Here is a 15,265-nt window from a genome sequence, read left to right as displayed (position 1 = left end):
GACACCCTTTGCCTTCAGCCCGTCCGCTTTACCGTCCCGTGGCCACACCCACCGCGGTCAAGCGCCGGAACGCTCCGCGTTCTTTGCGGCGACGACGGCATCGAACACCTCGCGTTTGGGCAGGCCCGCCTCGGCGGCGACGGCGGCGATGGCCTCCTTGCGCCGCTCCCCCGCCTCCTCGCGCACCCGCACCCTGCGCACCATCTCCCCGGCGTCGAGCACGACGGTCTGCTCGGGCGCCCCTTCGACGACGACGGTGATCTCACCGCGCACGCCCTCGGCGGCCCACTCCGCCAGCTCCCCGAGCCCGCCGCGCCTGACCTCCTCGTAGGTCTTGGTCAGTTCGCGGCACACGGCGGCGCGCCGCCCGGCCCCGAAGACCTCGGCCATCGCGGCGAGCGTGTCGTCGAGCCGGTGCGGGGCCTCGAAGTAGACGAGGGTGCGGCGTTCGGCGGCGACGTCGGCGAGCCGGGAGCGGCGCTCACCGGCCTTGCGCGGCAGGAAGCCCTCGAAGCAGAAACGGTCCACGGGCAGCCCCGACACGGCCAGCGCGGTGAGGACGGCGGAGGGCCCCGGAACGGCGGTGACCCGCACCCCGCGCTCCACGGCGGCGGCCACCAGCCGGTACCCCGGGTCGGAGACGGAGGGCATCCCGGCGTCCGTGACCAGCAGCACCCGCGACCCGGCCTCCAGCGCGTCGGCCAGCTCGGGCGTCCGCGCGGCCTCGTTGCCCTCGAAGTACGACACGACCCGCCCCGAGGTCTGCACCCCGAGCGCCTGCGTGAGCCGCCGCAAGCGCCGGGTGTCCTCGGCGGCGACGACATCGGCCGAGGCCAGCTCGACGGCGAGCCGCGGAGGAGCGTCGGCGACATCCCCGATGGGAGTACCGGCGAGCACGAGAATTCCGGAGTCAGCAGTCACCCCCCCATCCTCCCTGATCCACAGAACCCCCGAAGCCCCGGCGAGCCGCCCCGGCCCCCTCTCCAGCCCCTCCGGCGCTTGAGGAGCGGGGCCGGGGCGCGGCCCCGAAACGCCCGCGCCCACCACCGCACGGGACTCCCACAGCCCCGTTCCCTACGATGACCCGGTGACGACCACCGGTACCGCGTCCCCGACCGACGCCCCCGCAGCGCAGGCCGGCGGCGGCCCGCAGCAACCGCCGCCCTGGCAGCGCCACCTGCGCCGGTTCGGCTACGCGCCCTCCGGCGGCTCCGCCGCCCCCGGCTCGGACACCGGCGTCGCCGACCGGCTGTGCCCCCCGTACGCGGGCCCCGCGGACCCCCTGCTGTGGACGGCGGTCGGCCTGCCCCGCGCCCTGTCCGCCTTCCTCGTGCGCCACGCCCACTGGCTCGGCCCGCTCCTGATCACGCTCGTCGCGGGCGTCACCCGGTTCTGGAACCTCGGGTCGCCGAAGGCGGTGATATTCGACGAGACGTACTACGCGAAGGACGCGTGGGCGCTCATCCACCGCGGCTACGAGGTCAACTGGCCTTCGAGCGCGAACAAGCTGATCCTCGCCGACCCCTCCTCGGTACGGATCCCGACCGAACCGGCGTACGTCGTGCACCCGCCGGTCGGCAAGTACGTCATCGGGATCGGCGAGTGGCTGTTCGGGCTGACGCCCTTCGGCTGGCGCTTCATGACGGCGGTGCTCGGCACGCTGTCGGTGTGGATGCTGTGCCGGATCGGGCGGCGCATGTTCCGCTCCACCTTCCTGGGCTGCCTGGCCGGGGCGCTGCTCACGGTCGACGGTCTGCACCTCGTCATGAGCAGGACCGCGCTGCTCGATCAGGTGCTGATGTTCTTCGTGCTGGCCGCGTTCGGCTGCCTCCTGCTGGACCGCGACCGGGCCAGGGCCCGGCTGCTCGCGGCGCTCCCGGTGGGCACGGGCGGCAGGGTCCGCCCGGACGCCGAGGTCGCCGAACGCCTCTTCCTCGGCTGGCGCCCGTGGCGCTGGGCGGCCGGGATCTGCCTGGGCCTGGCCTTCGGCACGAAGTGGAACGGGCTGTTCGTGATGGCCGCGTTCGGCGTGCTGACCGTCCTGTGGGACGTCGGCGCCCGCAAGGTCGCGGGCGCGCACCGCGCGTGGCCGGCGATGCTGCGGCGGGACGCGCCGCTCGCCTTCGTGGCGATCGTGCCGGTGACCTTCGCCGTGTACCTCGCCTCGTGGACCGCGTGGATTCTCTCGCCGGACGACGGCAAGGGCGGCTACCTGCGGGACTGGGCGAAGACGGCGGGCCGGGGCGGTTCCTGGGACTGGCTCCCGGACTGGCTGCGCAGCCTGTGGCACTACGAGCACGCCGTCTACGACTTCCACGTCGGCCTGACCGACGGCCACCGCTACCAGTCCAACGCGTGGAGCTGGATGGTCGACGGCCGGCCCGTCTCGTACTTCTACGAGTCCCCGCGCCCCGGCCAGGACGGCTGCCCCACCGGCACCGGCGGGGACTGCGCGCGCGAGGTCCTGGCCCTGGGCACCCCCGCCCTGTGGTGGACGGCCTGCGCCGCGCTCGCCTATCTCGTGTGGCGGTGGCTGTTCCGCCGCGACTGGCGGGCGGGCGCCCTGCTGTGCGCCGTCGCGGCGGGCCTGCTGCCGTGGCTGCACTACCAGGAACGGACCATCTTCTTCTTCTACGCGGTCGTGTTCGTACCGTTCCTGTGCCTCGGGGTCGCCATGATGACCGGCGCGCTGATCGGCCCGCCGGGCTCCTCGGAACGGCGCCGCGTCGTGGGGGCGACGGGCGCGGGCGTACTCGTCCTGCTGATCGCCTGGAACTTCGTCTACTTCTGGCCGATCTACACCGGCCACGCCATCCCGTACTCCTCCTGGCAGGACCGGATGTGGCTCAACTCGTGGATCTGAGCGGGCCCTCGCGCCCCGGACCCCGAACGGTTTCGTCGCGTTCCCGTAACGGAATCTCCACATGTCGGTGGCGGCTCGTATATTGCGGAGCGTGTGCCTCTCGTACACGGGTGTGACGACCGCGCACCCGACGGACCGCGAGGCACCCCTGGGGAGGGGGATACGCGATGCGTACGGGGGCAAAGGCTGCCTTGGTGGGCGGGGTCCTGGTGGTCATGGTGGGCGGCGCCGGTTACGGCGTCTTCAACATCGTGTCCGGGATCACCGGCGGCTCCGGCGGCGGCGACACGGGTGCCGTGTCGGCCGAGGTGAGGACGGGACCGCTCACCGGGGCCGACGTCAGGAAGGTCACGAAGGAGTTCTTCGCGGCCTGGGAGAAGCGCGACGCCGTCGGCACCGCCGCCCTCACCGACAACGATGCCGAGGCCACCCCGGTGTTCGCCTCGCTGCGCGAGGACGCGCACGTCACCAAGGTGCGCATCACCCCGGGCGTCGCGCACGACACGGAGGTCCCCTATCAGGTCGCGCTGACCGTGAAGTGGAAGGGCACCGAGAAGACCGTCCGCTACGACGCGAAGCTGACCGTCGTACGCGGGCCGAGCACCGGGACCCCGCTCGTCGGCTGGGAACCGGCCGTCGCCCACCCCGGGATGGAGAAGGGCGACGTCTTCGTCACCGACTACTCCTCGCGGCCGCCGATCGAGGCCGTCGACCGCGACGGCCAGGTGCTGACGGGCGAGAAGTTCCCCTCGCTGAAGCCGGTACTCGACACCTTGCGCGCCCGCTACGGGGAGCAGGCGGGCGGCAAGGGCGGCGTCGACTTCTCGATCCGGCACAGCGACGAGGACGCCCCCGACACCACGCTGGTGAACATCGAGAAGGGCCGGCCCGGCAAGGTGCGCACGACGCTCAGCTCGGCCGTGCAGGCCGCCGCCGAGCAGGCCGTCAAGCAGTACCCCAACTCCTCGGTCGTCGCCGAGAAGCCGAGCACCGGGGAGGTCCTGGCCCTCGCCAACCACCGCGACGACGCGTTCAACGCGGCCTTCGAGGGCGCGGTCGCGCCCGGTTCGACGATGAAGCTGATCAGCGCGGCGACCCTCATCGACAAGGGCCTCGCCACCGCGAACAGCAAGGCGCCCTGCCCGGACACCGCGCTCTCCGGCGGGCAGACCGTGCACAACCTCACGGGGATGCGGCCCGACCTGAACGCGACCCTGGCGCAGAGCTTCGCCCGCTCGTGCAACACGGCCTTCGTGTCCTTCGCCCCGAAGCTCGGCGCGGACGACCTCAGCCGCGAGGCGAAGGAGAAGTTCGGCCTCGGGCTCGACTGGCGGACCGGCATCGTCTCGGCCGACGGCAAGGTCCCCGCCGTCGAGGGCGACGACAAGGGCATGGCCCTCATCGGCCAGGGCCAGGTGCAGCTCAACCCGCTCAACATGGCCTCGGTGACCTCGACGGTGCGCACCGGCACCTTCCACCAGCCCTTCCTGGTGCCCCGGCCGCTCACCTCGGAGGCGCCGGCCCAGGCCGCGGGGCTGTCACCGGGCACCGCGGCCCAGATACGCCAGATGATGAACCTGACGGCGACGAGCGGCACGGGCGCCCTCGCCATGCGGGGCCTGGGGCCCGACATCGGCGCGAAGACCGGTTCGGCGGAGGTCGACGGACAGGCCACGTCCAACAGCTGGTTCACCGGCTACCGGGGCGACGCGGCGGCCGCCGCCTTCGCCGAGGCCGGCGGGCACGGCGGGGACACGGCGGGCCCGATCGTCGCGGCCGTCCTGCGCGCGACCGGCTGACCCCGGGACAGGCCGACCCGGGCCGGCCGACCCCGGGACCGGCTGACCCGGGCCGGCCGACCCGGGGCGGCAGGCCCCCGGGGCCGGGGCCCGGACCGGCTTTGGCCGGGTGCGCCGGAGGCTCCCCCGCACCCGTAAGAAAGCGGTCCGATCCGGTCGGACGAAGGCGGCTGACGGTCCGTCAGGGGCAGTTGTGGGCGGCCTCGGTCCCGGGGCCTCCGCCATTTGGGCGGGCGGGGGTGGGTGGGTCACCATGGCCCCGTCTATCCCCCTGCACCCACCTGGAGCGTCCGCCGATGGACGAACGTCTGGCCACCTCCCTCCTCGGTGACCTGTGCGAGCACCTGGGCCGGGAGGCCGACCCGCACCGTACGGAAATGCGGCGCTGGGCCCACGGCGGGCTGGAGCGGATCACCTTCTCGGACGGCAACACCCTGATCCACAAGTACGGCCAGCGGCCTTTCACCAAGGAGGCCGACATGCTGCGCTCGCTGTACGCGGGCGGGGTCCCGGTCCCGAGGGTCGCGGCCTCCCGCGTGCAGGGCCGGCAGATGAGCATGCTGATGGAGGACCTGGGAGAACCGTTGCGCCCGGCGACGGAGGACGAGGCGCTGGCCGCCGTACTGAGCCTGCACGCCGCGCCCATCGACCCGGCGGTGCCCCGGCTGACGGAGTCGAGTCTGCGCACCCTGCCGGAGCGCACCCTGCACCACCTCGACCGGCTGCACGTGATGAACCGCTGGCACGGTTCGGTGAGCATCGGCATGGACCTGGGGCGGGTGCGCCGGGTCGCCGAGCACCGCGCGCAGGGCGCCGACCTCCCGCCGTACGGCTGGGTGCACACCGAACTGGGCTACGACGGGCTGCACGTGGGGCCGCGCGGGCTGCGGCTGCTCGACTTCGCGCGTTCCTACACCGGGCCGGGCCTGTTCGACCTCGTGTCCTGGGGCGACGGCATCAACTCGCTGAGCCCGCGCCGCACCCGGGAGTTCCTGGAGCGGTACGTCGACGCCGGGGGCCCGCCGCAGACGCTGAAGCGGCGGGCGGGCCTCCCGGCGGAGCGGTGGGCGCTCGGCTGGCTGCGGCTGTGGCGCCTCGAATGGATTCTGGAGGACGCCTGCCGGGACTCCTACGACCAGGCCGACGACGCCCACAGCGAGGCGCTCGCCCGCGCCGAACTCGACCAGGCCCTGGACCTGTTCGAGCTGTGACCGCGCGGGGCCTCAGCCCTGTGCGCGCGCCTCGGCGGCCGCGGCGGACTGCCGGAAGGCGGTGTTGACCGCGAGCAGTCCGCCGTCCACCCGCAGCACGGTGCCGGTGACCCAGGCGGCGTCGCGGGAGGCGAGGTAGGCGACGGCGGCGGCGATGTCCTCGGGCTCCCCGACCCGGCCCAGCGGGTAGCGGTCCGCGAAGGCTTCGAGGTGGGCGGGCCGGCCGGCCCAGGCCGTCGTGCGGACGGTGCCGGGCTGGACGAGGTTGACGCGTACGCCCCGGGGCGCGGCGTGCCCGGCGAGGGTGCGGGTGAGGGACTCCAGTCCGGCCTTGGCGGCGCTGTAGGCGTGCCCGCCGAAGTCCTGCGCGCCGTTGACCGAACCGATCGTGACGACCGCTCCGCGTCCGGAGGCGACGAGGTGCGGGAGGGCGGCGCGCGAGCAGCGGACGGTGCCGCCGAGGCAGGTGTCGAGGTCGCGTTCCCACACCTCGTCGCTCTCGTCCTCGAACAGCGCGGCGTCCTGCCCCGCGGAGTAGGCGTTGTTGACCAGGACGTCGAGGGTGCCGAAGGCGTCGACGGCGCGGGCGACGGCCGCCTCGACGGAGGCCCGGTCCCGTACGTCGCACGGGTAGGGCTCGGCGCCCTCGATCCCGGCGGCGGTGGCCTCGGCGGCGGCCGCGTCGCGGTCGGTGAGCAGGACCCGGGCGCCCTCGGAGGCGAGCCTGCGGGCGGTCGCGGCGCCGATCCCGCGGGCGGCGCCGGTGATCAGCACCCCGTAGCCCTTCAGGCGCGGCTCGGCGGCGGAGGGGCCCTCGGCGGGGGTGGGGCCCGCCACCACGGCGGTCGGCGCGGCCGCCCGGCTCACGGCCGCCCGGTGCTCGTGCGTCCGGTGCTCGTCCGTCCGGTGCGCTGTCGTCTGGTTCTCGTCTGTCTCGTTCACAGCGCGGAACGTACCGCGCGTACCAGGGCCTGCGCACGGGGGTCGGCGGTGACTCCCTTGCGCAGGCCGTTGGTCACGTAGGCGAGGGCGAGACCGGACTCGGGGTCGGCGAAGGCGAGAGAGCCACCGCGGCCGGGGTGGCCGAAGGAGCCGGGGGCGAGCAGCGGGGTCGCGGGGCTGTGCAGCATGTAGCCGGCGCCGAAGCGGCTGCGGGCGACGAGGACCCGGTCGGGGCCCTCGGACTCCTGGGTGCGGGCCATCGCGAGGGTCGCGGGGGTGAACAGCCGGCGGCCCCCGTCGACGTCGCCGATGAGCGCCGCGTAGAAGCGGGCGAGGCCGCGCGCGGTCGCGATGCCGTTGGAGGCGGGCAGTTCGGCCGCCCAGTACGCGGGGTCGTTCTCGTCGGGCTCGGGCGCCACGGAGCCGAAGGCGCGGCGGGTCAGGGAGGCGGGGTCGGCGTACGCCTCGGCGATGTCCCGGCGCGGCCGGGTGCGCAGCCCGCCCGCCGGGGGCGGCTCCAGGGGCGCGAGGCCGCCGACCCGCCAGTGTTCGTCCTCGGGCAGCCCGATCCACAGGTCGAGGCCGAGCGGGGCGCTGATCTGGCCGGCGACCCAGGAGCCGAGGCTGCGCCCGGTGACGCGGCGGACGATCTCCGCGGTCAGGAAGCCGTAGGTCTGCGCGTGGTAGCCGTGGTCGGTGCCGGGTTCCCACACGGGGGCCTGCGCGGCGACGGCCGCGGCGGCGCGGTCCTGGTCCACGGCCTCGGCGGGGGTCAGCGGCCGGTCGAGGGCGGGCACCCCGGCGCGGTGGCCCAGGAGGTGGCGGACGAGGGTGCGGTCCTTGCCGTGCTCCTTGTACTGGGGCCAGTAGGTGACGACCGGGGCCTCCAGGTCGAGCTGTCCGCGCTGGTGCAGGAGCAGCAGGACGGCGGCGGCCACGCCCTTGGTCGCGGAGCGCAGGATCTGCGCGGTGCCGCGCCGCCAGGGTTCGCCGCCCCACGCGTCGCGGGTGCCGGCCCACAGGTCCGCGACCTTGTGGCCGTCGCGGTAGACGGTGACGGCCGCGCCGCGTTCCCCGAGCCCCCGGAAGTTGGCCGTGAAGGCGTCCTTGACCTGCTCGTATCCCGGGGCGACGACGCCCTCGACGGCGGGTGGCCCCTCGGGCCGCTGTGCTTCGTTCACCTCTCCATGGTCACAGACCGCGGATCGAAGCCGAAGGGCAGTTCGAGGCGGTGGGCGTTCATCAGCGCGGAGTCGCCGAGCAGCTCGGCGGTGGGGCCGTCGGCGGCGATGACCCCGTCGCTCAGGATCGCGGAGCGCGGGCACAGTTCGAGGGCGTACGGGAGGTCGTGGGTGACCATCAGGACGGTCACGTCGAGGGAGCGCAGGATGTCGGCGAGTTCGCGGCGGGAGGCCGGGTCGAGGTTGGAGGAGGGCTCGTCGAGGACGAGGATCTCGGGTTCCATCGCGAGGACGGTGGCGACGGCGACGCGGCGGCGCTGCCCGTACGACAGGTGGTGCGGGGGCCGGTCGGCGTACTCGGCCATGCCGACCCGTTCGAGGGCGTCCTTGACGCGGGTCTCCAGCTCGGGCCCCCTGAGTCCGGCGGCGGCCGGGCCGAAGGCGACGTCCTCGCGCACGCTCGGCATGAACAGCTGGTCGTCGGGGTCCTGGAAGACGAGGCCGACGCGGCGCCTGATCTCGGCCATGTGCTCCTTGCCGACGGGGAGCCCGGCGACGGTGACCGTGCCGGCGCCGCCGCCGAGGATGCCGTTGAGGTGCAGGACGAGCGTGGTCTTGCCGGCGCCGTTGGGCCCGAGCAGGGCGACGCGCTCCCCCTTGGCGAGGGTCAGGTCGACGCCGAACAGGGCCTGGTGCCCGTCCGGGTAGGCGTAGGCGAGCCCGGCCACGTCGAGGGAGGGCGGCTGCCCGGCGGGCCGGCCGGTGGTGGGGGTGGGGATCGAGGTCACAGGGTCCATCCCAGCAGACACACCGCGAGGGCGGCGACGGGCAGGGCGAGCGCGTGGGTCCACTGCGCGCGGGAGGCGGTCACGTCGTCGATGACCGGCATCGAACCGGAGTAGCCGCGGCTCATCATGGCGAGGTGGACGCGTTCGCCGCGTTCGTAGGAGCGGATGAAGAGGGCGCCGGCCGATGCGGCGAGGACGCCCCAGTGGCGTACGCCGCGCGCCTCGAAGCCGCGGGACTCGCGGGCGATGCGCATGCGCCGCATCTCGTCGGCGATGACGTCCCCGTAGCGGATCATGAAGCTCGCGATCTGGACGAGCATCGGCGGCAGCCTGAGGCGCTGGAGGCCGAGGAGGAGTTCGCGCAGTTCGGTCGTGGAGGCGAGCAGGACCGAGGCGGCGACGCCGAGGGTGCCCTTGGCGAGGACGTTGAAGGCGCCCCACAGACCGTTGACGGACAGGGACAGGCCGAGGAACTCGGTGTGCGGCCCCCGCGCGACGAACGGCAGGAGCACCGCGAAGGCCACGAAGGGGACTTCGATGAGCAGCCGTTTGAGCAGGAACCCGGCCGGGACCCGCGCGAGGCGGGCGACCCCGGCGAGCAGCAGCGCGTACAGGCCGAAGGCCCACACCGCCTCGCGCGGGGTGGACACGACGACGATCACGAAGGCGAGGACGGCGGCGAGCTTGCAGTGCGGGGGCAGCCGGTGGACCGGGGAGTGGCCGTGCCGGTAGAGCCGGTGGGCGTGACCGGCGCCCATGTCAGCGGGCCCCCGGCAGCCGGTCGCGGCCCCGCCGGCGGGTGGGGCGCGGGAGCCGGGTGAGGAAGAGGTGCATGTCAGGCGGTTTCCTGGACCTGTCCGCTCCGGGTGGCCCCGTGGTCACGGCGGCGGCGGACGACGTAGAAGACCCCCGAGCCTACGACGACGGTCGCGCCGACCCCGATGACCCCCGCGAGTCCGCCGGAGAGCCGGGCGTCGGAGATGTCCTTGACGCCGTAGTCGGCGAGCGGGGAGTCCTTCGCGGCGTGGTCCTCGGTCTTGCGGTCGATGCCCTTGTCGTGGGCGACCTTCTCCAGGCCGTCGGGGTTGGCGGAGGCGTAGAAGCTGACGAAGCCGGCGAGGACGAGGGAGGCGACGATGCCGGTGATCCACACCTTCCTCGTGGAGCGCGCGGCGACCGGCGCGGGGGTGGGGGCCTGGGCGGGCGCGTCGACGAGTTCGCCGCCGACCCGCAGCTTGAGCGGGGCGCTCAGCCCGCGCGCCCCGTACACGAGGTCGGGCCGTACGGCGATCACGGCGCCGACGGTGAGGGCGGTGATGACGGCCTCGCCGATGCCGATCAGGACGTGCACGCCGATCATGGCGCTCGCGACCTTGCCGATCGACACGTCGGTCGTGCCGCCGATCGCGTACATGGCGGTGAAGGCGACGGCGGCGGCCGGCACCGAGACGAGGGCGGCGACGAAGGAGGCGGCCGTGACGGAGCCGCGGCGGCGCGGCAGGACCTTCACGAGGCCCCGGAACAGCCCGTAGGCGACGAGGACCGTCACGATCGCCATGTCGGTGATGTTGACGCCGAGCGCGGTGAGCCCGCCGTCGGCGAACAGGACGCCCTGCATGAGCAGGACCACGGACACGCACAGCACCCCGGTGTAGGGGCCGACGAGGATCGCGGCGAGGGCCCCGCCGAGCAGGTGTCCGCTGGTCCCGGCGGCGACCGGGAAGTTGAGCATCTGGACGGCGAAGATGAAGGCGGCGACGAGCCCGGCCAGCGGCGCGGTGCGTTCGCTGCCGCCGGGGCCGGCGCTCGCCCCGAGTTCCCGGCGGGCGCCGCGCAGGCTGACGGCGACGGCGGCGGCCGCGACGACTCCCGTCACGGCGGACACCGGTGCGTTGATGAATCCGTCGGGCACATGCATGGCGAGGCTCCGCTTCCTGCGGGGACGACAGGGACGAACAGGGGACGAACGGGGGGGGACGGGGGGACGGGTGGACGGGCGCCGGGGGCGCGGCCCGCTCGCTGAGCAGGGCTGTGCCGCCTCCGCGACCGGCCGCCCTCGTAAGAAGGCCGTTCGATCATAGTGCCCACTTGCGAAGAGTTCGCAAGAGCGCCTGCCGCACAACAGGCGCTTCCCCGCCGTCCCGCCACACCCCCTCTTACTCCCCACCCCGTGTTTTGTACGGATATATGCCAGATTGGGGGGCGGAACGTCCTGTGGGTGCCTCCTCTCCCGAGCGGGTACCCGGAAGGACCCGGAGGTTGTGAGGTTCCCCGAGGTGGAGGAGCGAGCGATGGCCCTGGTCGAGCAGTACACACGGGTGAGGGTGGTCTCGGACGCGGCCGAGGCCCCGGCCCTGCCGGTGGCGCTGCGCTACGACCCGGCGGCGGACCCGGCCACCGTCACGGTGTCGTTCCCGCACTCCGCGGGCGGTGGGGAGCGCAGTTTCCCGCGCGCGCTGCTGGAGGAAGGGCTGCGCGCCCCGGCGCGGGCCGGGAATGTCCGGATCTGGCCCTGCGGCCGGGTCCAGACCGTCGTCGAGTGCCACGCCCCCGACGAGGTCTCGGTGATCGAGTTCGACAGCACGGACCTGATCCGGTTCCTGCGCCGCACCTACACGGCCGGGGCCCGTTACGAGGCCGAGCTGACCGGTCCGGCGCGCCGGGGACCGGCACCGGCCACCACCGCCAACGCCACGCCCGCCACCGCCAACGCCACCGCCACGCCCGCCACGGCACCGGCCACGAGCGCCGCGGCCCCTCCGGCCCCCGCTCCCGCGCCCGCCCCGCCGGTCACCCGGTCGGCGGAACCGAAGGTGAGCGGTTAGCCGGTGAGCGGTGAGCCGGGGCCACACCCGCGGTCAGCCGGGGGCGCAGGGGACGGTCCCCCCGGACGGCCGGGGCGGTCAGCCGAAGGCGGACGGGGCGGTCCCCCGGACGCGGACGCGGACAGGAAGCGGCCCGGCGAGAGCCTTGCCCTCTCGCCGGGCCTTTTTCTTCCCGTGCCGGCCCCGTCCCCACGGGCCTCGGCACGGCCCCCCGGGTCCGGCGTCCCGCTCGGACGCCGGGTGTCCCGGGGGCCAGGACCACTCAGACGCGAGTCAACTCCCGTTCCGCGTCCGGGTCCTGGGGCTTGTCGTCCTCGCCGAGGGCCTTCTGGAGCTGTTCGCCCTCGACGTCGACGTTCGGCATGATCCGGTCGAGCCACTTCGGCAGCCACCACGCCCGCCTGCCGAGCAGGGCGAGGACCGCGGGGACGATCGTCATGCGCACCACGAAGGCGTCGAAGAAGACGGCGATCGCGAGGCTGAAGCCGATCATCTTGACCATCTGCTCGCTGGAGCTGATGAAGCCCGCGAAGACCGCCATCATGATGACCGCCGCCGCCGTGACCACCCGGGCGCCGTGCCGGAACCCGGTCTCCACGGCCTGCTTGGGCGATTCGCCGTGCACGTGGGCCTCGCGCATCCGGGTCACGAGGAAGACCTCGTAGTCCATCGCGAGCCCGAAGACCACGCCCACCATGAAGATCGGCATCATGCTCATGATCGGGCCGGGCTGTTCGACGCCGAAGAGCGAGCCGAGCCAGCCCCACTGGTAGACCGCGACGACGGCGCCGAGCGCGGCCACCACGGAGAGCAGGAAGCCGAGGGCCGCCTTGAGCGGCACCAGGACCGAGCGGAAGACGAGCACGAGGAGCAGGAACGCGAGCCCGACCACGAGGATCAGGTACGGCACGAGGGCGTCGTTCAGCTTCTGCGAGACGTCGATGTTCATCGCGGTGGAGCCGGTGACCAGGACCTCGGCGCCGGTGTCGGCGCGCACGTCCTTCCCGGCGTCCCGGATGCCGTGGACCAGATCCTCCGTCTCGACGGAGGAGGGCTTGGACTGGGGCACCACGGTGATGGTAGCGGTGTCCCCGGCCTTGTTGAAGGTCGCCGGGGTCACCGCGGCGACGTCCGGGAGCTTCTTGATGTCGGAGACGACGCGCTTGGCGGCGGCCTGCGGGTCGTCCGCGCCCTTGGCGTCCAGGACGGTCATGAGCGGGCCGTTGAAGCCGGGGCCGAAGCCGTCGGACAGCAGGTCGTAGGCGCGGCGCTGGGTCGTGTCGGTGGGCTGGGAGCCGTCGTCGGGCAGGCCCAGTTCCAGCTGCGTCACGGGGACGGCGACCACACCGAGCGCGACGACCGCGGTGACCAGCACCATGACGGGCCGGCGCAGCACGAACCGCGCCCAGCGGGTGCCCATGTTGACCTTGTGGTTGCCCTCGGGGTCGCGCTGCGCGTCGACGACGGCGCGGGCGACGGCGTCCTCGCCCTCACTGCGCACGGCCTTCGCGGCCTTGCGGACCTTCTTGCCGAGCACCCGGTTGCCGGCGAAGCCGAGCAGCGCGGGGATCAGGGTCAGGGCGACGAGTACGGCGACGGCCACGGTGCCGGCGGCGGCCACGCCCATCTTGGTGAGCATCGGGATGTTGACGACGGCGAGGCCGACGAGGGCGATGATCACGGTGAGGCCGGCGAACACCACGGCGGAGCCCGCCGTGCCGGCGGCCCGGCCGACCGCCTCCTCGGGTTTCCTGCCCTCGGCCCGTTCCGCGCGGTAGCGGGACACGATGAACAGCGCGTAGTCGATGCCGACGGCGAGGCCGATCATCATCGCGAGGATCGAGGTGGTCGAGTCCAGGCTCAGCGCCTTGGCGAGGGCGGTGATGGAGCCGACGCCCACGCCGACCCCGATGATCGCGGTGAGCAGTGGCAGTCCGGCCGCGATGAGCGAGCCGAAGGTGATCACGAGGACCACGGCGGCGATGGCGATACCGATGATCTCGGTGGCGCCGGTCTCCGGTTCGGGCTGGAGCGCGTCACCGCCGATCTCCACGGTCAGGCCCGCGTCCTGGGCCTTGCCCGCGGCGTCCTGGAGGGCGTCCTTCGAGGAGTCGTCCAGCTCCATCGAGCTGACCTTGTAGCTCACGGAGGCGTAGGCGACCTCGCCGTTCTTCGCGACGGCCGAGCCGGTCGCGAAGGGATCGGCGACCGAGGCGACCTGCCGGGAGCCGTGGTCGATGTCGCGGACGGTCTTCTGGACCTCCGCCTTGTTCTCCTGGTCGGTGATCTTCTCACCGGCGGGGGCCTTGAAGACGACGCGGGCGGTGGCCCCGTCCGAGCTGGAGCCGGGGAAGCGCTGGTCGAGGAGGTCGAACGCCTTCTGGGCCTCGACTCCGGGTATGGAGAACTGGCTGGGGCCGGGGCTGCTCGCGGTCGCGGCGCCCACGCCGACGAGCGCGAGCACGGCCACCCAGAACAGGGCGACGAGGCGGCGTCGCCGGAAGGCGAAACGGCCGAGTTTGTAGAGGAACGTGGCCACGAGGGCGGTCTCCCGGTCGGGTCGGGGGCGGATCAGGGCAGGGCAGGCCAGCCCGACGACGGGAGCGGTGCGCGTCAGGAGGAGCTGGAACTAGGGGTCGTGCGGACAGGACGGGAGAGGCGCGCGTCAGGGAGTGGGCGCGGAACTCTTCCCGGTGCGGGTCACGAGGTCACGGGTGGTGGCACACGTCAGGCCGGTGAGGAACTCACCGCGGACGCGGCCGTCGCCCGTGCGACGGGAACCGCGGGGGTCGGGTCTGTGCTCAGGCGCCGAGGGCGGGGAGGACCACGGCGTCGAGGTATCGGAGGAGGAAGTCCCGGTCGACCGAGGCGCCGTCGATCATCTGCCGTGCGACGTAGGCACCGACCATCATGTGCACGACGAAGTCGAGGGCGGGTCTGTCCGCCTCCACCTCGCCGCGCTCCACCGCGCGCCGCAGCACCTGGCCGAGTCCGGTGATCTCCGGCTCGATCAGCAGCTCGCGGAAGGCGCGGTGCAGGTCGGGGTTGCTCTTCATCTCCATGGCGATTCCGCGCATCAGTGCGGCGTCCTCAGCCATGCGGCAGTCGTCCTGACGGCCCACGAGGGCGTGGAAATCGCCCCGCAGGCTGCCGGTGTCGACATCGGCGGTCGAGATCGGCTTGTGATGGCGCAGCGCCATCACCACCAGCTCCGGCTTGCTCCCCCACTGGCGGTAGAGGGTGGCCTTGCTGGACCGGGTGCGGGATGCCACGGCGTCCATGGTGAGCGCCTCGTAGCCGACCTCGCGCAGCAGATCGAGCACGGCCTCGTACAGCTCGGCCTCGCGCTCGGGCGTCAGACGGCTTCGGCGCGTCGTCACGCCGGCGACTGCGGCCATCCTTGCCTCCCTCTGCTCGCTTGTACGTACACGTACCCGCCTCACGGCGAGTCGCACACGTACGGTCCACGCACCTTACGGCGTATTCGACGCCGTGAGGAGCGCTCCCGCACTGGAATGACCCTAACCCGGGCGAGTATCGAAACGAAACGGTTTCGTACGTGTCTTGCGCCACACGACCTGCGCCGCCTTTATTTACTCCTTCCGTACTTATGTCCCGCGGCCCGGCCGCACGCACCCGCCTCCCCCACCACCGGG

12 protein-coding genes are annotated in these 15,265 nt (G+C 73.3%); 4 read left to right on the top strand and 8 right to left on the bottom strand.

Annotated features, from left to right (window positions below; genetic code table 11):
• Nucleotides 1–57: 57 nt before the first annotated feature.
• On the bottom strand, nucleotides 58–921 hold the full coding sequence (gene rsmI, locus ACFYMP_RS07450) for a 16S rRNA (cytidine(1402)-2'-O)-methyltransferase (RefSeq protein ID WP_388851959.1): 864 nt from the start codon (nucleotides 919–921) through the stop codon (nucleotides 58–60).
• Nucleotides 922–1,087: 166 nt separating this feature from the next.
• On the opposite strand from rsmI, the gene ACFYMP_RS07445 reads away from it, so the two are divergent.
• The 3 genes from ACFYMP_RS07445 (at nucleotide 1,088) to ACFYMP_RS07435 (ending at nucleotide 5,873) form a co-directional block, all read left to right on the top strand.
• Nucleotides 1,088–2,863, top strand: a complete 1,776-nt coding sequence (locus tag ACFYMP_RS07445; protein WP_388851956.1) for a dolichyl-phosphate-mannose--protein mannosyltransferase — start codon at nucleotides 1,088–1,090, stop codon at nucleotides 2,861–2,863.
• Between the two features lie 167 nt (nucleotides 2,864–3,030).
• Nucleotides 3,031–4,662, top strand: coding sequence for a penicillin-binding transpeptidase domain-containing protein (locus ACFYMP_RS07440; protein WP_388851953.1), 1,632 nt, complete (start codon nucleotides 3,031–3,033; stop codon nucleotides 4,660–4,662).
• 296 nt (nucleotides 4,663–4,958) lie between these two features.
• Nucleotides 4,959–5,873 (top strand): aminoglycoside phosphotransferase, encoded by a 915-nt coding sequence (locus ACFYMP_RS07435; RefSeq protein WP_388851950.1) that lies wholly within the window; start codon nucleotides 4,959–4,961, stop codon nucleotides 5,871–5,873.
• A 12-nt stretch (nucleotides 5,874–5,885) separates the two neighbouring features.
• Here ACFYMP_RS07435 and ACFYMP_RS07430 read toward each other — a convergent pair whose 3' ends face one another.
• From ACFYMP_RS07430 to ACFYMP_RS07410, 5 genes are all read right to left on the bottom strand, one after another.
• On the bottom strand, nucleotides 5,886–6,710 hold the full coding sequence (locus ACFYMP_RS07430; RefSeq protein ID WP_388852299.1) for an SDR family NAD(P)-dependent oxidoreductase: 825 nt from the start codon (nucleotides 6,708–6,710) through the stop codon (nucleotides 5,886–5,888).
• Between the two features lie 101 nt (nucleotides 6,711–6,811).
• Entirely contained in the window at nucleotides 6,812–7,996 is a 1,185-nt protein-coding gene (locus ACFYMP_RS07425) for a serine hydrolase domain-containing protein (RefSeq protein ID WP_388851947.1), read from the bottom strand.
• Complete coding sequence (locus ACFYMP_RS07420; protein ID WP_388851944.1) at nucleotides 7,993–8,793, bottom strand: energy-coupling factor ABC transporter ATP-binding protein; 801 nt, start codon at nucleotides 8,791–8,793, stop codon at nucleotides 7,993–7,995. The genes ACFYMP_RS07425 and ACFYMP_RS07420 overlap by 4 nt, the downstream gene beginning before the upstream one ends.
• Complete coding sequence (cbiQ, locus tag ACFYMP_RS07415; protein ID WP_388851941.1) at nucleotides 8,781–9,542, bottom strand: cobalt ECF transporter T component CbiQ; 762 nt, start codon at nucleotides 9,540–9,542, stop codon at nucleotides 8,781–8,783. The genes ACFYMP_RS07420 and cbiQ overlap by 13 nt, the downstream gene beginning before the upstream one ends.
• Nucleotides 9,543–9,619: 77 nt before the next feature.
• Nucleotides 9,620–10,702: an energy-coupling factor ABC transporter permease gene (locus tag ACFYMP_RS07410; RefSeq protein ID WP_388851938.1), complete on the bottom strand. Its 1,083-nt coding sequence runs from the start codon at nucleotides 10,700–10,702 to the stop codon at nucleotides 9,620–9,622.
• A 343-nt stretch (nucleotides 10,703–11,045) separates the two neighbouring features.
• Here ACFYMP_RS07410 and ACFYMP_RS07405 point away from each other — a divergent pair, with 343 nt between their 5' ends.
• Nucleotides 11,046–11,609, top strand: a complete 564-nt coding sequence (locus ACFYMP_RS07405; RefSeq protein ID WP_388851935.1) for an SsgA family sporulation/cell division regulator — start codon at nucleotides 11,046–11,048, stop codon at nucleotides 11,607–11,609.
• A 262-nt stretch (nucleotides 11,610–11,871) separates the two neighbouring features.
• Here the strand turns inward: ACFYMP_RS07405 and ACFYMP_RS07400 are convergent, their stop codons facing one another.
• Together ACFYMP_RS07400 and ACFYMP_RS07395 are read right to left on the bottom strand one after the other, a co-directional pair.
• Nucleotides 11,872–14,148: an MMPL family transporter gene (locus tag ACFYMP_RS07400; protein ID WP_388851932.1), complete on the bottom strand. Its 2,277-nt coding sequence runs from the start codon at nucleotides 14,146–14,148 to the stop codon at nucleotides 11,872–11,874.
• 262 nt (nucleotides 14,149–14,410) lie between these two features.
• Entirely contained in the window at nucleotides 14,411–15,007 is a 597-nt protein-coding gene (locus ACFYMP_RS07395) for a TetR/AcrR family transcriptional regulator (protein WP_388851929.1), read from the bottom strand.
• Between the last annotated feature and the right edge of the window lie 258 nt (nucleotides 15,008–15,265).

This window comes from Streptomyces sp. NPDC007088, from assembly GCF_042869355.1.
GTDB lineage: Bacteria > Actinomycetota > Actinomycetes > Streptomycetales > Streptomycetaceae > Streptomyces.
Note: the sequence above shows the minus strand (reverse complement) of the source record. Positions and strands in the feature narration are given on the sequence as shown.

What these genes read in the sequence shown, in the direction of transcription:
- ACFYMP_RS07440 (WP_388851953.1), top strand. Translation starts at nt 3,031, where the DNA reads ATGCGTACGGGGGCAAAGGCTGCCTTGGTGGGCGGGGTCCTGGTGGTC.
- ACFYMP_RS07410 (WP_388851938.1), bottom strand. Translation starts at nt 10,702, where the DNA reads ATGCATGTGCCCGACGGATTCATCAACGCACCGGTGTCCGCCGTGACG.
- ACFYMP_RS07395 (WP_388851929.1), bottom strand. Translation starts at nt 15,007, where the DNA reads ATGGCCGCAGTCGCCGGCGTGACGACGCGCCGAAGCCGTCTGACGCCC.
- cbiQ (WP_388851941.1), bottom strand. Translation starts at nt 9,542, where the DNA reads ATGGGCGCCGGTCACGCCCACCGGCTCTACCGGCACGGCCACTCCCCG.
- ACFYMP_RS07420 (WP_388851944.1), bottom strand. Translation starts at nt 8,793, where the DNA reads ATGGACCCTGTGACCTCGATCCCCACCCCCACCACCGGCCGGCCCGCC.
- ACFYMP_RS07435 (WP_388851950.1), top strand. Translation starts at nt 4,959, where the DNA reads ATGGACGAACGTCTGGCCACCTCCCTCCTCGGTGACCTGTGCGAGCAC.